The organism is Sabulicella flocculans (assembly GCF_045449635.1).
Classification (GTDB): Bacteria; Pseudomonadota; Alphaproteobacteria; order Acetobacterales; family Acetobacteraceae; genus Roseococcus.
On the sequence record NZ_JBJJBR010000001.1, the window covers coordinates 268,219 to 282,149 of the forward strand.

At 73.2% G+C, this 13,931-nt stretch carries 15 protein-coding genes; all 15 read left to right on the top strand.

The window, feature by feature from the left end:
- Positions 1 to 136 precede the first annotated feature (136 nt).
- The 15 genes from rpsB (at position 137) to gloA (ending at position 13,909) form a co-directional block, all read left to right on the top strand.
- On the top strand, positions 137 to 910 hold the full coding sequence (gene rpsB, locus ACI6QG_RS01375; RefSeq protein WP_407022762.1) for a 30S ribosomal protein S2: 774 nt from the start codon (positions 137 to 139) through the stop codon (positions 908 to 910).
- Between the two features lie 12 nt (positions 911 to 922).
- Positions 923 to 1,837, top strand: a complete 915-nt coding sequence (tsf, locus tag ACI6QG_RS01380) for a translation elongation factor Ts (RefSeq protein WP_407022763.1) — start codon at positions 923 to 925, stop codon at positions 1,835 to 1,837.
- Positions 1,838 to 1,918: 81 nt separating this feature from the next.
- Positions 1,919 to 2,638, top strand: coding sequence for a UMP kinase (pyrH, locus tag ACI6QG_RS01385; protein ID WP_407022764.1), 720 nt, complete (start codon positions 1,919 to 1,921; stop codon positions 2,636 to 2,638).
- 19 nt (positions 2,639 to 2,657) lie between these two features.
- On the top strand, positions 2,658 to 3,233 hold the full coding sequence (frr, locus tag ACI6QG_RS01390; protein ID WP_407022765.1) for a ribosome recycling factor: 576 nt from the start codon (positions 2,658 to 2,660) through the stop codon (positions 3,231 to 3,233).
- Entirely contained in the window at positions 3,233 to 3,943 is a 711-nt protein-coding gene (uppS, locus tag ACI6QG_RS01395; protein WP_407022766.1) for a polyprenyl diphosphate synthase, read from the top strand. Before frr ends, uppS begins: the two co-directional genes overlap by 1 nt.
- Positions 3,940 to 4,755: a phosphatidate cytidylyltransferase gene (locus tag ACI6QG_RS01400; RefSeq protein WP_407022767.1), complete on the top strand. Its 816-nt coding sequence runs from the start codon at positions 3,940 to 3,942 to the stop codon at positions 4,753 to 4,755. Before uppS ends, ACI6QG_RS01400 begins: the two co-directional genes overlap by 4 nt.
- A gap of 7 nt (positions 4,756 to 4,762) precedes the next feature.
- Complete coding sequence (gene dxr / locus ACI6QG_RS01405; protein WP_491630711.1) at positions 4,763 to 5,923, top strand: 1-deoxy-D-xylulose-5-phosphate reductoisomerase; 1,161 nt, start codon at positions 4,763 to 4,765, stop codon at positions 5,921 to 5,923.
- Between the two features lie 14 nt (positions 5,924 to 5,937).
- Complete coding sequence (rseP, locus tag ACI6QG_RS01410; RefSeq protein WP_407022769.1) at positions 5,938 to 7,053, top strand: RIP metalloprotease RseP; 1,116 nt, start codon at positions 5,938 to 5,940, stop codon at positions 7,051 to 7,053.
- Positions 7,054 to 7,187: 134 nt separating this feature from the next.
- Complete coding sequence (bamA, locus tag ACI6QG_RS01415; RefSeq protein ID WP_407022770.1) at positions 7,188 to 9,518, top strand: outer membrane protein assembly factor BamA; 2,331 nt, start codon at positions 7,188 to 7,190, stop codon at positions 9,516 to 9,518.
- Between the two features lie 27 nt (positions 9,519 to 9,545).
- A complete protein-coding gene (locus ACI6QG_RS01420; protein WP_407022771.1) occupies positions 9,546 to 10,325 on the top strand; it encodes an OmpH/Skp family outer membrane protein in 780 nt (259 codons plus the stop codon).
- A 14-nt stretch (positions 10,326 to 10,339) separates the two neighbouring features.
- Positions 10,340 to 11,383, top strand: a complete 1,044-nt coding sequence (lpxD, locus tag ACI6QG_RS01425) for a UDP-3-O-(3-hydroxymyristoyl)glucosamine N-acyltransferase (protein ID WP_407022772.1) — start codon at positions 10,340 to 10,342, stop codon at positions 11,381 to 11,383.
- A 9-nt stretch (positions 11,384 to 11,392) separates the two neighbouring features.
- Positions 11,393 to 11,857, top strand: coding sequence for a 3-hydroxyacyl-ACP dehydratase FabZ (gene fabZ, locus ACI6QG_RS01430; protein ID WP_407022773.1), 465 nt, complete (start codon positions 11,393 to 11,395; stop codon positions 11,855 to 11,857).
- Positions 11,857 to 12,708 carry an acyl-ACP--UDP-N-acetylglucosamine O-acyltransferase gene (gene lpxA / locus ACI6QG_RS01435; protein WP_407022774.1) on the top strand — a complete coding sequence of 284 codons (852 nt, stop codon included), beginning with the start codon at positions 11,857 to 11,859 and terminating at the stop codon, positions 12,706 to 12,708. Before fabZ ends, lpxA begins: the two co-directional genes overlap by 1 nt.
- Entirely contained in the window at positions 12,705 to 13,523 is an 819-nt protein-coding gene (locus tag ACI6QG_RS01440) for an LpxI family protein (RefSeq protein WP_407022775.1), read from the top strand. Before lpxA ends, ACI6QG_RS01440 begins: the two co-directional genes overlap by 4 nt.
- The gene (gene gloA / locus ACI6QG_RS01445) at positions 13,520 to 13,909 is read left to right on the top strand and encodes a lactoylglutathione lyase (RefSeq protein ID WP_407022776.1); all 390 of its coding nucleotides are present in this window, start codon (positions 13,520 to 13,522) and stop codon (positions 13,907 to 13,909) included. Before ACI6QG_RS01440 ends, gloA begins: the two co-directional genes overlap by 4 nt.
- Positions 13,910 to 13,931: the final 22 nt, after the last annotated feature.

A 13,931-nucleotide genomic window follows, 5' to 3' on the forward strand; every position in this document is an offset into this window, starting at 1 on the left:
CGTTCCTGGGGCCTGCCCCGGCGCGGCAAATCCGCACGCGGCGCGCCCTTCCGCTTCTGGCAGGGTCCGGTCCCGGGGAGACATCCCGGGTCATGGCGCCGCGGAGGCCCAACCGGACTAAGGAAGGAGGATCGCCATGGCGATGCCCGAGGTTTCCCTGCGCCAGCTGCTCGAGGCGGGCGTGCATTTCGGCCACCACACGCGGCGCTGGAACCCGCGCATGGCGCCCTACATCTTCGGCGTGCGCAACCAGGTCCACATCCTGGACCTGCAGCAGACCGTGCCGCTGATGGAACGCGCGCTGCGCCAGGTGCGCGACACCGTGGCCGGCGGCGGCCGCGTGCTGTTCGTGGGCACCAAGAAGGCGGCGGCCGAGTACGTGGCCGAGGCGGCGACGCGCTGCGGCCAGTACTACGTCAACCACCGCTGGCTGGGCGGCATGCTGACGAACTGGAAGACCATCACCGGCTCCATCAAGCGCCTGAAGGAGATGGACGCCAAGCTGGCCGGCGACACCCAGGGTCTCACCAAGAAGGAGATCCTGATGCTGACCCGCGAGAAGGAGAAGCTGGACCGCGCCCTGGGCGGCATCCGCGAGATGGGCGGCCTGCCGGACCTGATCTTCGTGATCGACGTGGTGAAGGAGAAGCTGGCGATCGAGGAGGCCAACGTGCTGGGCATCCCCGTCATCGCCGTGGTGGACAGCAACGCCGACCCCAAGGGCGTGCAGTTCCCCATCCCGGGCAACGACGACGCCATCCGCGCCATCAACCTCTACTGCGACCTGGTGGCCGCGGCGGTGTTCGACGGCATCTCCGCCGAGATGACCGCCGCCGGCCGCGACACCGGCGCCATGGAGGAAGTGGTCCCCGAGGCGCTGCCCGAGGCGGCCCCCGAGGCGACGGCCTGAGGAGCGCGCATCATGGCTGAGATCACGGCGGCGATGGTCCGCGACCTGCGCGAGGCGACGGGCGCGGGCATGATGGACTGCAAGAAGGCGCTGGTGGAGGCGGGCGGCGACATGGACGCCGCCATCGACTGGCTGCGCAAGAAGGGCCTGTCGGCCGCGGCGAAGAAGTCCGGCCGCGTGGCCGCCGAGGGGCTGGTGGGCACCGCCTCCGGCCCCGGCGTGGCCGCGATGGTCGAGGTCAACGCCGAGACCGACTTCGTCGCCCGCAACGAGACCTTCCAGGGCTTCGTGAGCGAGGTGGCGGGCCTCGCCCTCTCGGTCGGCGACGACATCGAGAAGCTGAAGGCCGCGACCTATCCCGGCACGCAGCACAGCGTGCAGGAGGAGCTGACCAAGCTCATCGCCACCATCGGCGAGAACATGACCATCCGCCGCGCGCAGGTGTTCCGCGTGGCGGAGGGCACGGTGGCCACCTACATGCACAACGCCGTGAAGCCCGGCCTGGGCAAGATCGGCGTGCTGGTCGCCCTGGAGGGCGCCGGCGAGGCCGAGGTGATGGAGGTGCTGGGCCGCCAGATCGGCATGCACGTCGCCGCCACCCGGCCGGAGGCGCTGGACGTCAATGCGGTGGAGCCCTCGGCCCTGGCGCGCGAGCGCGCGGTGCTGGAGGAGCAGGCCCGCGCCTCGGGCAAGCCGCCCGCGGTGATCGAGAAGATGATCGAGGGCCGCATCCGCAAGTACTACGAGGAAGTGGTGCTGCTGGAGCAGGTGTGGGTGCATGACGGCGAGAGCCGCGTGCGCGCCGTGGTGCAGAAGGCCGGGCTGAAGATGGCCGGCTTCGCCCGCTTCCAGCTGGGCGAGGGCATCCAGAAGGAGGTGTCCGACTTCGCCGCCGAGGTCGCGGCCCAGGCCGGCATCACGGGCTGAACCCCGCCGGGGCGCGGTGCTTCCCGCGCCCCGGCCGCTTTGCTAATCCCTCACGCGGCCCCAACAACCCGGAAGCGCCCCATGACCCCGACCTACAAGCGCGTGCTCCTGAAGGTCTCCGGGGAGGCGCTGATGGGCGACAAGGCCTATGGGCTGGACAACGCGACGGTGAAGGCCATCGCGCAGGACATCAAGGACGCCGTGGCGCTGGGCGTGCAGGTGGCGCTGGTGATCGGCGGCGGCAACATCTTCCGCGGCATCGCGGGCGCCGCCACCGGCATGGAGCGCGCCCAGGCCGACTACATGGGCATGCTGGCCACCGTGATGAACGCGCTGGCGATGCAGAGCGCGCTGGAGCGCATCGGCGTGCCCACCCGCGTGCAGAGCGCCATCGAGATGTCGAGCATCTGCGAGCCCTACATCCGCCGCCGCGCCATCCGCCACATGGAGAAGGGCCGCGTCGTCATCTTCGCCGCCGGCACCGGCAACCCCTTCTTCACCACCGACACCGCCGCCGCCCTGCGCGCCGCCGAGATGGGCTGCGACGCCCTGCTGAAGGGCACCCAGGTGGACGGCGTCTACGACAGCGACCCGCGCAAGAATCCCGATGCCCAGCGCTACACCACGCTGAGCTACCTGGAGATGCTGGCCCGCGACCTCGCGGTGATGGACGCCGCCGCCATCTCCGTGGCGCGGGAGAACCACCTGCCCATCATCGTCTTCAACATCCACGAGGCCGGCGCCTTCACCGCGGTGATGCAGGGCCAGGGCCGCTTCACCACCGTCACCGACGCCGCCTGAGAACAGGGAGAACCGAGCCATGGCCAGCGCGCCCCCCGACCTGAAGGTCCTGAAGGCCGACCTGACCCGCCGCATGGACGGCGCGATGGAGACGCTGAAGAAGGAGTTCTCCGGCCTGCGCACCGGCCGCGCCTCGCCCGCCCTGCTGGAGAACATCCGGGTGGAGGCCTACGGCGCCAACCAGGCGCTGAACCAGGTCGCCAACGTCTCGGTCGGCGGGCCGGCGATGCTGGTGGTGCAGGTGTTCGACCGCTCCGTCACCAAGCATGTCGAGGTGGCGATCCGCGATTCCGGGCTGAACCTGAACCCGCAGGCCGAGGGGCAGACCATCCGCATCAACCTGCCGCCGCTGACCGAGCAGCGCCGCAACGAGCTGGCCAAGATGGCGGCCAAGTACGCCGAGGGCGCCAAGGTCGCCATCCGCGGCGTGCGGCGCGACGGCATGGAAAGCGTGGCCGCCTGGAAGAAGAAGAGCGAGATCAGCGAGGACGACGCCAAGCGCTGGTCCGACGAGGTGCAGAAGCTGACCGACGGCTACGTGAAGCAGATCGACGTCGCGGTGGCGGCGAAGGAAAAGGACATCAAGACCGTCTGATGCTGGAGCGCGCCCCACCCCCGGTGCCGCGCCACGTCGCCATCATCATGGATGGCAACCGGCGCTGGGCGGAAGGCCGCGGCCTTCCCACCGCGCTCGGCCACCGGGCGGGGGCGGAGGCGGTGCGCCGCACGGTCGAGGCCGCCATCCGGCATTCCGTGCCCTGGCTGACGCTGTTCGCCTTCTCCTCGGAGAACTGGTCCCGCCCGGCCGACGAGGTGACGGAGCTGACCGCCCTGCTGCGCCACTACCTGAAGGCCGAGGTGGCGGAGCTGGCCAAGCAGGGCGTGCGCCTCTCCGTGATCGGCGAGCGCCACCGCTTCGGCGAGGAGACGCTGCGCCTGATCGAGGCCGCGGAGGCGCGCTGCGCCGACGGCACCGCGCTGAACCTCACCGTCGCGCTGTCCTACGGCGCGCGGGCGGAGATCCTGCATGCCGCCCGCGCCCTGCTGCGCGAGGGCGCCGACCCGGCCGCGCTGGACGAGGCCGCCTTCGCCGCGCGCCTGTTCACCGCCGGCCAGCCCGACCCCGACCTGATCATCCGCACCTCCGGCGAGCGGCGATTGAGCAACTTCCTGCTGTGGCAGGCCGCCTACGCCGAGCTGCACTTCCCCACCGTGCTGTGGCCCGACTTCGCCGAGGCGCACTTCGCCGAGGCCCTGGCCGACTACGCCGCCCGCGAGCGCCGCTTCGGGGCGCGCGTGGGTTGAGGAACTGGGCCGACCTGCGCAAGCGGGCCCTGACGGCGGCGCTGCTGGGGCCGGCGGCCATCGCCTGCATCTGGCTGGGCGCGGGCTGGTGGACCTTCCTGATGGCGGTCTGCGTCGCGGGGCTGGCCTGGGAATGGGTGCGGATGTGCGGCGGCTCCACCCGCTCGCGCCCCGGCCTGTTCGTGCCGGCCTTCGTGCTGGCGGCCGGCGCGCTGTCGGTGGCGGGGCTGTTCTGGCCGGCGCTCGGGCTGCTGGCGGCCGGGGCCTACGTGGCGCGCTTCTCGGCCCGGCGGCGCGGGGCGGTGCCGCCCTCCTGGCTGGGCTTCGGGGTGCTCTACATCGGCCTGGCCGGCGTCTCGTTGATCGAGCTGCGCCACGCCGACGCGGCGGGGCGGGAGAACGTGATCTTCCTGTTCCTGGTGGTCTGGGCCTCGGACATCTCGGCCTACCTCGCCGGGCGGGCGCTGGGCGGGCCGAAGCTCTGGCCGGCCGTCTCCCCCAACAAGACCTGGTCCGGCGCGCTGGGCGGGCTGCTGGGCTGCATGGCGGTGGGGCTGCTGGCGGCGGCGTGGCTGGAGCCCGGCACGGCCGGCCCCCGCGCCGCGCTGGTCGCCGCGCTGCTGGGGGTGTTCACCCAGGGGGGTGACCTTTTGGAAAGCTGGATCAAGCGGCGTTTCGGGGTAAAGGACTCCTCGGGGCTGATTCCCGGCCATGGCGGCCTGCTGGACCGCCTGGACGGGGTGCTGGCGGCCGCCCCGGCCGCCGCCCTGCTGGCCTGGGTGCTCGGCCCCGGCGTCCATCTCTGGAGGTAGAGCGCCCTTGGGCCGCAGCGTCACCATTCTCGGCAGCACCGGGTCCATCGGGCGATCCACGCTTTCCCTGCTCGCGGCGGCGCCGCCCGGCGAGTTCCGGGTGGAGGCGCTGGTGGCCGGGCAGGACGTCGCCGGCCTCGCGGCGCAGGCCCAGGCGCACCGCGCGCGGCTGGCGGTGGTGGCCGATGACGCCCGGCTGGGCGAGCTGCGCGCCGCCCTGGCCGGCAGCGGCATCGAGGCCGCGGCGGGCGCGCAGGCGGTGGTCGAGGCCGCCTCCCGCCCGGCCGACTGGACCATGGCCGCCATCGTGGGCAGCGTCGGCCTGCACCCGACGCTGGCGGTGCTGGCGCGCGGCGGCACCCTGGCGCTCGCCAACAAGGAATCCCTGGTCTGCGCCGGCGACATCGTGCTGGAGCTGGCGCGGCGCACTGGGGCCACCCTGCTGCCGGTGGATTCCGAGCACAACGCCATCTTCCAGGCCCTGGCCGGCAAGCCCGCCACGGCGGCCAGCAAGATCATCCTCACCGCTTCCGGCGGCCCGTTCCGCGAGGCCAGCCTGGCCGAGATGCGCGCGGCGACGCCCGAGCAGGCGGTGCGCCACCCGGTCTGGTCCATGGGCGCCAAGATCAGCGTGGACAGCGCCACCATGTTCAACAAGGGCCTGGAGGTGATCGAGGCCGCGCGCCTGTTCCCCGGCCCGCCGGTGGAGGTGCTGGTGCACCCGCAATCCACCGTGCACGGGCTGGTGCAGTACGCCGACGGCTCGCTGCTGGCGCAGCTGGGCAGCCCGGACATGCGCACGCCCATCGCGCACTGCCTGGCCTGGCCGGAGCGTATGGCGGCGGAGGTGAAGCCGCTGGACCTCGCGGCGCTGGGCCGGCTGGAGTTCATGGCCCCCGACGAGGCGCGCTTCCCCGCCCTGCGCCTGGCGCGCGAGGCGCTGGCCGCCGGCCACGGCGCCCCCTGCGTGCTGAACGCCGCCAACGAGGTCGCGGTCGGGCTGTTCCTGGCCCGCCGCCTGCCGTTCCTGGACATCGCCGCGGTGGTGGAGGAAGCGCTGGCCGCGCTGGGCGCCACCCCCGTGCCCGACCTCGCCGCCGTGCTGGCGCTGGACGCCGCGGCGCGCGACGAGGCCGGCCGCATCGCCGCCCACCGCGCCGCCGCCTGAAGGACAACCGGACCATGCTGGACTTCCTGCCCGACATCGCCCGCACCGCCCTGGCCTTCATCGTGGTGCTGGGGGTGCTGATCTTCTTCCACGAGTTGGGGCACTACCTGGCCGCGCGCTGGCGCGGCGTGCACGTGGACGCCTTCTCCATCGGCTTCGGCAAGCCCATCGCGAAATGGACCGACCGGCGCGGCACCGAGTGGCGCATCTCGCCCATCCCGCTGGGCGGCTACGTCAAGCTGCACGGGCAGAACGCGCTGGACGGCTCGGAGGAGCCGGACAGCGTGCCGCACCGCGCGGGCCAGACCTTCCACGACAAGCCGGTGCGCGACCGCGCCATCGTGGTGGCCGCCGGGCCGGTGGCGAACTTCCTGCTGGCCATCCTGCTGTTCGCCGGGCTCTACGCCACCTGGGGCCAGCCGCGCGGCATGACGTCCATCGGCGCCGTCACCGCCGGCAGCGCCGCCGAGCGCGCCGGCCTGCAGGCGGGCGACGAGATCCTCAGCCTCGACGGGCTGCGCGTCAGCCGCTTCGACCAGGTGCAGCGCCACATCCAGCCCCGCGCCGGCCAGCCGGTGGAGGTGCGCGTGGCGCGCGAGGGGCGCGAGGTGACGCTGTCCGTCACGCCCATGGTGCGCCCGGGCAGCGAGGCCCAGCCGGTCGGCATCCTGGGCGTGCAGGGCGGGCAGGCGCGCTTCGAGCGGCTGGACCCGTTCAGCGCCCTGTGGGCCGGTACGGTGCAGACCTTCGACATGTCCTGGATGACGCTGAAGGGCATCGGCGAGATGCTGGCCGGCGAGCGCAGCGCCAAGGAGCTGGGCGGGCCCATCCGCATCGCCGAGGTCTCGGGCGAGGCCGCGAGCCTGGGCATCGTGCCGCTGGTGAACCTGATGGCGCTGCTGTCCATCAGCCTGGCGCTGCTCAACCTGTTCCCCATCCCGCTGCTGGATGGCGGGCACCTGTTGTTCTACGCGGCCGAGGCCATCCGCGGCCGGCCCCTGCCGCCGCGCGCCATGGAATACGGCTTCCGCGCCGGCTTCGCGGTGCTGATCACGCTGTTCGTCTTCGCCACCTTCAACGACATCGCGCATGGCGGCATCGGCCGCTGGGTGGCGGGGATGTTCGGGTGAGGCCCGCCCCGCCCGCGGGCGCCCGGGGCAGCCTCGCCCCGCCGGGCGCCCGACGCGGCGCCCTTTCGTTCCCGGGGTGGCGGGCGCGGCCCGCCGCCGCTATGGTCCGCCCCGGAATCACCACCCCCCAACAGATGGGTCGCCCCTTGCACGCCACCTTCCGCGCCCTGCTGCTCGCCACCGCCGGCCTGGCCATCCTGGCCGCGCCCCCGGCCCAGGCGCAGCAGCGCCGCGCGGCCCCCGCCGCCGCCGAGGCGGGCGGCGCCATCACCGCCATCGAGGTGCGCGGCAACCAGCGCATCGAGGCGGACACCATCCGCTCCTACATGCTGCTGCAGCCCGGCGACCGCTACGACCCCGACCGGGCCGACCGCTCGCTGCGCTCCCTGTTCGCCACCGGCCTGTTCCGCGACGTGCGCGTCACCCGCGACGGCGCGCGGCTGGTGGTCAACGTGCAGGAGAACCCGATCATCAACCGGGTGGCGTTCGAGGGCAACCGCCGCATCTCCGACGACAACCTGCGCAACGAGGTGCAGCTGCGCCCGCGCGCGGTGTTCACGCCGCAGCTGGCCCAGGCCGACCGCCAGCGCATCCTGGACACCTACGCCCGGCGCGGGCGCTTCGCCGCGCGGGTGGAGCCCAAGGTCATCCAGCTCGACCAGAACCGGGTGGACCTGGTGTTCGAGATCGTGGAGGGCGACACCGCGCAGGTGGCGCGCATCAACTTCGTCGGCAACCAGGCCTTCAGCGATGCCCGGCTGCGCGAGGTGGTGGCGACCAAGGAGCAGGCCTTCTACCGCTTCTTCTCCACCGCCGACACCTTCGACCCCGACCGCCTGAACTTCGACCGCGAGCTGATCCGCCGCTACTACCTGCGCAACGGCTACCCGGACGTGCAGGTGGGCAACGCCTCCGCCGAGCTGGCGCCCGACCGCTCCGGCTTCTTCATCACCTTCCCCGTCACCGAGGGCCAGCGCTTCGCCTTCGGCGAGATCACCATCTCCTCCGCCTTCCCCAACCTGGACACGGCCACGCTGCGCCGCTTCCTGGAGGTGAGCCCCGGCGACTGGTACGACGGCGACGCGGTGGAGCGCACCTCCCAGGCCATCGCCGACGCGGCGAACCTGCGCGGCTTCCCCTTCGTGGACGTGCAGCCGCAGATCACCCGCGACGCCGAGGCGCGGCGCATCAACATCAACTTCGCGGTCAACGAGGGGCCGCGCGTCTTCGTCGAGCGCATCGACATCGAGGGCAACACCCGCACGCAGGACCGCGTGATCCGCCGCGAGTTCCGGCTGGCGGAGGGCGACGCCTTCAACGCAGCCCAGGTCCGCCGCTCGCGCGAGCGCATCCGCAACCTGGGCTACTTCCAAGACGTGCAGATCACCAACTCGCCGGGCTCCACGCCCGACCGCACGATCGTGACGACGCGCCTGCAGGAGCGCGCGACGGGCGAGGTGAGCATCGGCGGCGGCTACTCCACCGACGCCGGCTTCCTGGCCGATTTCGGCATCCGCGAGCGCAACCTGTCCGGCACCGGGCTGGACGCGCGCATCAACACCACCATCGCGCAGCGCCGCTCCCAGGTGGACATCTCGCTGACCGACCCGGCCTTCCTGGACCGCAACCTGGCCATCGGCGGCGACATCTTCTACATCCAGCGCAACCTGCTCAACATCGCCTCCTACAACGAGCGCCGCGCCGGCTTCGCGCTGCGCGCCGGCTGGGAGTTCAACGAGCGCCTGCGCCAGTCCGTCTCCTACAGCCTGGTCAACCGCGACATCTACAGCGTGCAGTCCACCGCCTCGCGCTTCATCCGCGAGCAGGCGGGCTCGACGCTGCTGAGCCAGGTCAGCCAGACCCTGGCCTACGACACGCGCGACAACTTCATCGAGCCGCGGCGCGGCTACATCATCCGCCTGGGCACCGACCTGGCGGGGCTGGGCGGCGACGTCTCCTACGTGCGCGCCCGCCTCGACAGCTCGCTGCACCTGCCCTTCGAGCGCATCCTGGGCGACCAGGACTACGTGCTGTCCTTCTCCGGCTCGGTGGGCATCATCGAGAGCTACGGCAACAAGCCCGAGCGCATCGTGGACCGCTTCTTCCTGGGCGGCGAGAACCTGCGCGGCTTCGCCCTGGCCGGCGCCGGCCCGCGCGACCTCGCCAGCCGCGACCCGTTGGGCGGCCGCTTCATGTGGACGCAGAGCACCGAGATGCGCTACCCGCTGCCGCTGCCCAGCGAGATCGGGCTGATCGGCCGCGCCTTCGTGGACATCGGCTCGCTCTCGCAGACCATCTCCGGCGCGGGCATCGCCGACACCGCGACGCCGCGCGTCGGCGCGGGGGTGGGCATCTCCTGGCGCTCGCCCTTCGGCCTCATCAACATCGACGTCGCCCAGGCGGTGGCCAAGCAGCGCTACGACGAGACCCAGGTCGTGCGCTTCGGCTTCGGCACCCGCTTCTGACCATCTGAGGACAGGCAAACAAGAACCATGCGCCGCTTCCGTCTCGCCCTCGGGCTTTCCATCGGCCTCGTGCCCGCGCTCTCCCTCGCCCAAGGCAACCAGGAATGGTTCGTGCCCGGCCAGGGGGGCGGCGGTGCCCAGCAGCGCCCGGCCCAGGCGCAGCAGCGCCCGGCCCAGGCCCAGCCCCCCGCCCAGGCGCAGCAGGCCCGCCCGGCCCAGGGCCAGACGCCGCCCGCCGCGCGCATCGGCATCGTGGACATCCCCGAGGTGCAGCGCGTCTCCGCCGCCTTCAACCAGGTGCGCGAGGAGATCGAGCGCCGCCGCTCCCGCCTGAACGACGACCTGCAGCGCGAGCAGAACACCTGGCGCGAGGCGCAGCAGGCCCTGGCCAACCAGCGCGCCCAGCTGAACCCCGAGCAGCTGCGCGCCCGCGAGCGCGAGCTGCAGGACCGCATCACCGACAGCCAGCGCATCTTCCGCAACCGCTCCCAGGCCATCGAGCAGGCGGCGCAGCAGTCGCTGGCGCAGATCGAGGAGGCGCTGGCCAACGTGGTTCGGCAGGTGGCCAATTCGCGCAACGTCAACATCGTGCTGCCGCGGCCGCTGGTCATCATGAACGAGCCCGCCTTCGACATGACCGAGGAAGTGGCCGGGCAGTTCAACCGCGTGCTCGCCCGCGTCACCGTCCCGCCGGAAAGCGACGGCTCCACGCCGCTGGCCCCGCCGGCCGCCGCCCAGCAGGTCACGCCGCGCGGCCAGGCGCCGGCGCCGGCGGCCCCGCAGCGCCCGGCCCAGCCCGGCCGCTGAGGGCGGCGGCACCCATGGCCGCCGACCCGCGCTTCCACCCCGCCGCCGGCCCGCTGCCGCTGGCGGCGCTGCTCGCCGCCGCCGGGGGCGCCACCTCCGACGGCGACCCGGCGCGGCCCTTCCGCTCCGTCGCGCCGCTGGATGCGGCGGGGCCGGAGGAAGTGTCCTTCGCGGAAGGCGGGCGGAACCGCGCCGCCCTGGCCGCCACCCGCGCCGGGGCGGTGGTGGTGGCGCCCGGCGCGGCCGATGCGGTGCCGGCCGGCTGCATCGCCATCCTGCATCCCAGCCCCACCCTGGCCTTCGCGCGCATCGCCGCCCGGCTGCACCCGCCGGCCGCGCCGTCCGGCGCCGTGCATCCCTCCGCCGCGGTGGACCCCACCGCCACGCTGGGCGAGGGCACGGAGGTCGGTGCCTTCGCGGTCATCGGCGCCGGGGCGCGCCTGGGCGCGGGCTGCCTGGTCGGCCCGCACGCCGTGGTCGGGCCGGGGGTGGAGATGGGCGAGGGGTGCCGCATCCACGCCCATGCCTCCGTCTCCCACGCCGTGCTGGGCGCGCGCTGCGTGCTGAACGCCGGCGCGCGGGTGGGCAACGAGGGCTTCGGCTTCGTGCCGGACGGGCAGGGCCGCTACGTCACCGTGCCGCAGCTGGGCGTGGTGGTGCTGGAGGACGAGGTGGAGATCGGCGCCAATTCCTGCGTGGACCGCGCCACCCTGGGCGAGACGCGCATCGGGCGCGGCACCCGCGTGGACAACCTGGTGCAGATCGGACACAACGTGCGCCTGGGCCGGGGCTGCGTGCTGGTCAGCCAGGTCGGCGTCTCCGGCTCCACCCGATTCGGGGATTGGGTGCAGGCCGGCGGGCAGGCCGGCTTTGCGGGCCACCTGGAGGTCGGCGCCGGCGCGCGCATCGGCGCGCAGGCCGGGGTGATCGGCAACGTGCCGGCGGGGGCGGAGGTGTTCGGCACGCCCGCCCTGCCGGTGAGGGAGGCCTTCCGCAACATCGCGGTGGTCAGGAAGCTGGCCGCGCAGGGGCGCGGGCCGGTGGGCAAGGACGGCTGAGGGACGGCCATGGACGCGACGAACGAGGCGACGGCAAGCACGCTGGACATCCAGGGGGTGATGGAGGCGATCCCGCACCGCTACCCCTTCCTGCTGATCGACCGCGTGGTGGAGATGCGGCTGGACGACAGCGCGGTGGGCATCAAGAACGTCTCGATCAACGAGGGCTTCTTCCAGGGCCACTTCCCCAAGGAGCCGGTGATGCCCGGCGTGCTGCTGATCGAGAGCATGGCGCAGACCGCCGCCGTGCTGGTGGTCACGACGCTGGGCGCGGGCTTCAAGGGCAAGCTGGTCTACTTCATGTCCATCGAGGGCGCGAAGTTCCGCCGCCCGGTGGTGCCGGGCGACCAGGTGCGGGTGCACGTGCGCAAGGCGCAGCGCCGCATGAACGTGTGGAAGTTCAGCGGCGAGGCCCGGGTGGATGGCCAGGTCTGCGCCGAGGCCACCTTCGCCGCCATGATCCGCGACCGGTGATGGCCTTGGACGCCGTCGCGGCCTCGGCCCGCATCCACCCCACCGCCATCCTCGCGCCCGGCGCCGTGGTGGGGGAGGGGGCGGAGGTCGGCCCCTTCTGCATCGTCGGCGCCGAGGCCGTCATCGGCGCCGGCGCGCGGCTGGCCTCGCACAACGTGGTGGAGGGGCGCACGGAGATCGGCGCGGGCGCGAAGCTCTCGCCCTTCGCCTCCGTGGGCCTCGCCCCGCAGGACCTCAAGTACAAGGGCGAGCCCACCGGGGTGCGCCTGGGCGCGCGCAGCGAGCTGCGCGAGCACGTCACCGTCCACCGCGGCTCCGTCGGCGGCAGCGGCATGACGCTGGTGGGCGAGGGCTGCCTGCTGATGGCGTGCTCGCATGTCGGCCACGACTGCGTGGTGGGCGACGGCGTGATCCTGGCCAACAACGTCATGCTGGGCGGGCATGTGCGGCTGGGCGACAACTGCTTCCTGGGCGGCGGCGCCGCGGTGCACCAGACGGTGCGCATCGGCCGCCAGGCGATGATCGGCGGGCTGGCCGGCGTGACCAACGACGTGCCGCCCTTCGGCAACGCCTTCGGCCTGCCGGCGCGGCTGGTGGGGCTGAACGTGATCGGGCTGCGCCGCCGCGGCTACGCGCGGGAGGACCTGCACGCCCTGCGCGCCGCCTTCCGCCTGATCTACCGCGAGCCGGGAACCTTCGCCGAGCGGCTTTCCCAGGCGGAGGCGCAGTTCGCCGGCCAGGCGCTGGTGGAGGAGGTGATCGCCTTCCTGCGCTCCGCCGAGCGCAAGCGCGAGCTGATCCGCCCCGGCCGCATGACCGCCGAGTTCGGCGCGGAGGACGAGGAGGCGTGACCACCGGCGTCATCGCCGCCGGTGGTCCCTTCCCGCTGAAGGTGGCCGAGGCGGCGGCGCGGCAGGGGGGCGTCTTCGTGGTGTGCCTGCGCGGCTTCTGCGACCCCGCCGCCTATGCCCACCTGCCGCACATGGAGGAGCGCCCGGGCGCCGCCGGCGCCATCATCGACCGGTTGCGGCAGGAGGGGGTGACGCGGCTGGTCCTGGCCGGGCAGGCCAGGCGCCCCTCCATGCTCAGCCTGTGGCCCGACGCCTGGGTGCGGCGGGCGCTGGCCCGGCTGGGCCCGGCGGTGCTGAAGGGCGATGACGCCTTCCTGCGCGGCATCGTCGGCCTGCTGGAGGAGGAGGGCTTCGCCGTCGTCTCCCCCCAATCCCTGCTGGAGGACGCCATGGCCCCCGCCGGGCTGCTGGCCGGCCCGGAGCCCGACGAGGCGGCGCGTGCCGACATCGCCCGCGGCGTGGCGGTGCTGGGCGCGCTGGCGCCGCAGGATGTCGGGCAGGCCGTGGTGGTGCAGCAGGGGCTGGTGCTGGGCATCGAGGCCATCGAGGGCACCGACGCGCTGCTGGCCCGCGCCGGCACGCTGCGGCGCGAGGGGCCGGGCGGGGTGCTGGTGAAGCTGCCCAAGCAGGGGCAGGAGATGCGGGTGGACGCGCCCGCCATCGGCCCCCGCACCGTCGAGAACGCCGCCGCCGCCGGGCTGCGCGGCATCGCCGTCGCCGCCGGCGGCACCATCCTGGCCGGGCGGGAGGAGGCCGTGCGCGCGGCCCGCGCGGCCGGCATCTTCATCCTTGGCCTGGAGGAGACCCCCCGATGAGCTTCCGCTACCTGCACACCATGCTGCGCGTGGGCGACCTGGACCGCTCCGTCGCCTTCTACACCACCCACCTGGGCATGCGCGAGCTGCGCCGGAACGATGTGCCGGACGGCAAGTACACCCTGGTCTTCCTCGGCTACGGCGACGAGCGCACGGAGACGGTGCTGGAGCTGACCTACAACTACGGCGTGAGCAGCTACGAGATGGGCGGCGCCTTCGGGCACCTCGCCATCGGCGTGCCGGACATCTACGGCACCTGCGAGCGGATGCGCGCCCAGGGCGTGAAGATCACGCGCGAGCCGGGGCCGGTGAAGTTCGGCACCACGCTGATCGCCTTCATCGAGGACCCGGACGGCTACAAGATCGAGCTGATTCAACGCGGCTGACGCGGCTTCCGCCGCCCGGCGG

Excerpts from the sequence above, each read along its gene's own strand:
- gloA (WP_407022776.1), top strand. The coding sequence starts at position 13,520 with ATGAGCTTCCGCTACCTGCACACCATGCTGCGCGTGGGCGACCTGGAC.
- rpsB (WP_407022762.1), top strand. The coding sequence starts at position 137 with ATGGCGATGCCCGAGGTTTCCCTGCGCCAGCTGCTCGAGGCGGGCGTG.
- lpxD (WP_407022772.1), top strand. The coding sequence starts at position 10,340 with ATGGCCGCCGACCCGCGCTTCCACCCCGCCGCCGGCCCGCTGCCGCTG.
- frr (WP_407022765.1), top strand. The coding sequence starts at position 2,658 with ATGGCCAGCGCGCCCCCCGACCTGAAGGTCCTGAAGGCCGACCTGACC.
- lpxA (WP_407022774.1), top strand. The coding sequence starts at position 11,857 with ATGGCCTTGGACGCCGTCGCGGCCTCGGCCCGCATCCACCCCACCGCC.
- pyrH (WP_407022764.1), top strand. The coding sequence starts at position 1,919 with ATGACCCCGACCTACAAGCGCGTGCTCCTGAAGGTCTCCGGGGAGGCG.
- bamA (WP_407022770.1), top strand. The coding sequence starts at position 7,188 with ATGGGTCGCCCCTTGCACGCCACCTTCCGCGCCCTGCTGCTCGCCACC.
- tsf (WP_407022763.1), top strand. The coding sequence starts at position 923 with ATGGCTGAGATCACGGCGGCGATGGTCCGCGACCTGCGCGAGGCGACG.
- uppS (WP_407022766.1), top strand. The coding sequence starts at position 3,233 with ATGCTGGAGCGCGCCCCACCCCCGGTGCCGCGCCACGTCGCCATCATC.
- ACI6QG_RS01420 (WP_407022771.1), top strand. The coding sequence starts at position 9,546 with ATGCGCCGCTTCCGTCTCGCCCTCGGGCTTTCCATCGGCCTCGTGCCC.
- fabZ (WP_407022773.1), top strand. The coding sequence starts at position 11,393 with ATGGACGCGACGAACGAGGCGACGGCAAGCACGCTGGACATCCAGGGG.
- rseP (WP_407022769.1), top strand. The coding sequence starts at position 5,938 with ATGCTGGACTTCCTGCCCGACATCGCCCGCACCGCCCTGGCCTTCATC.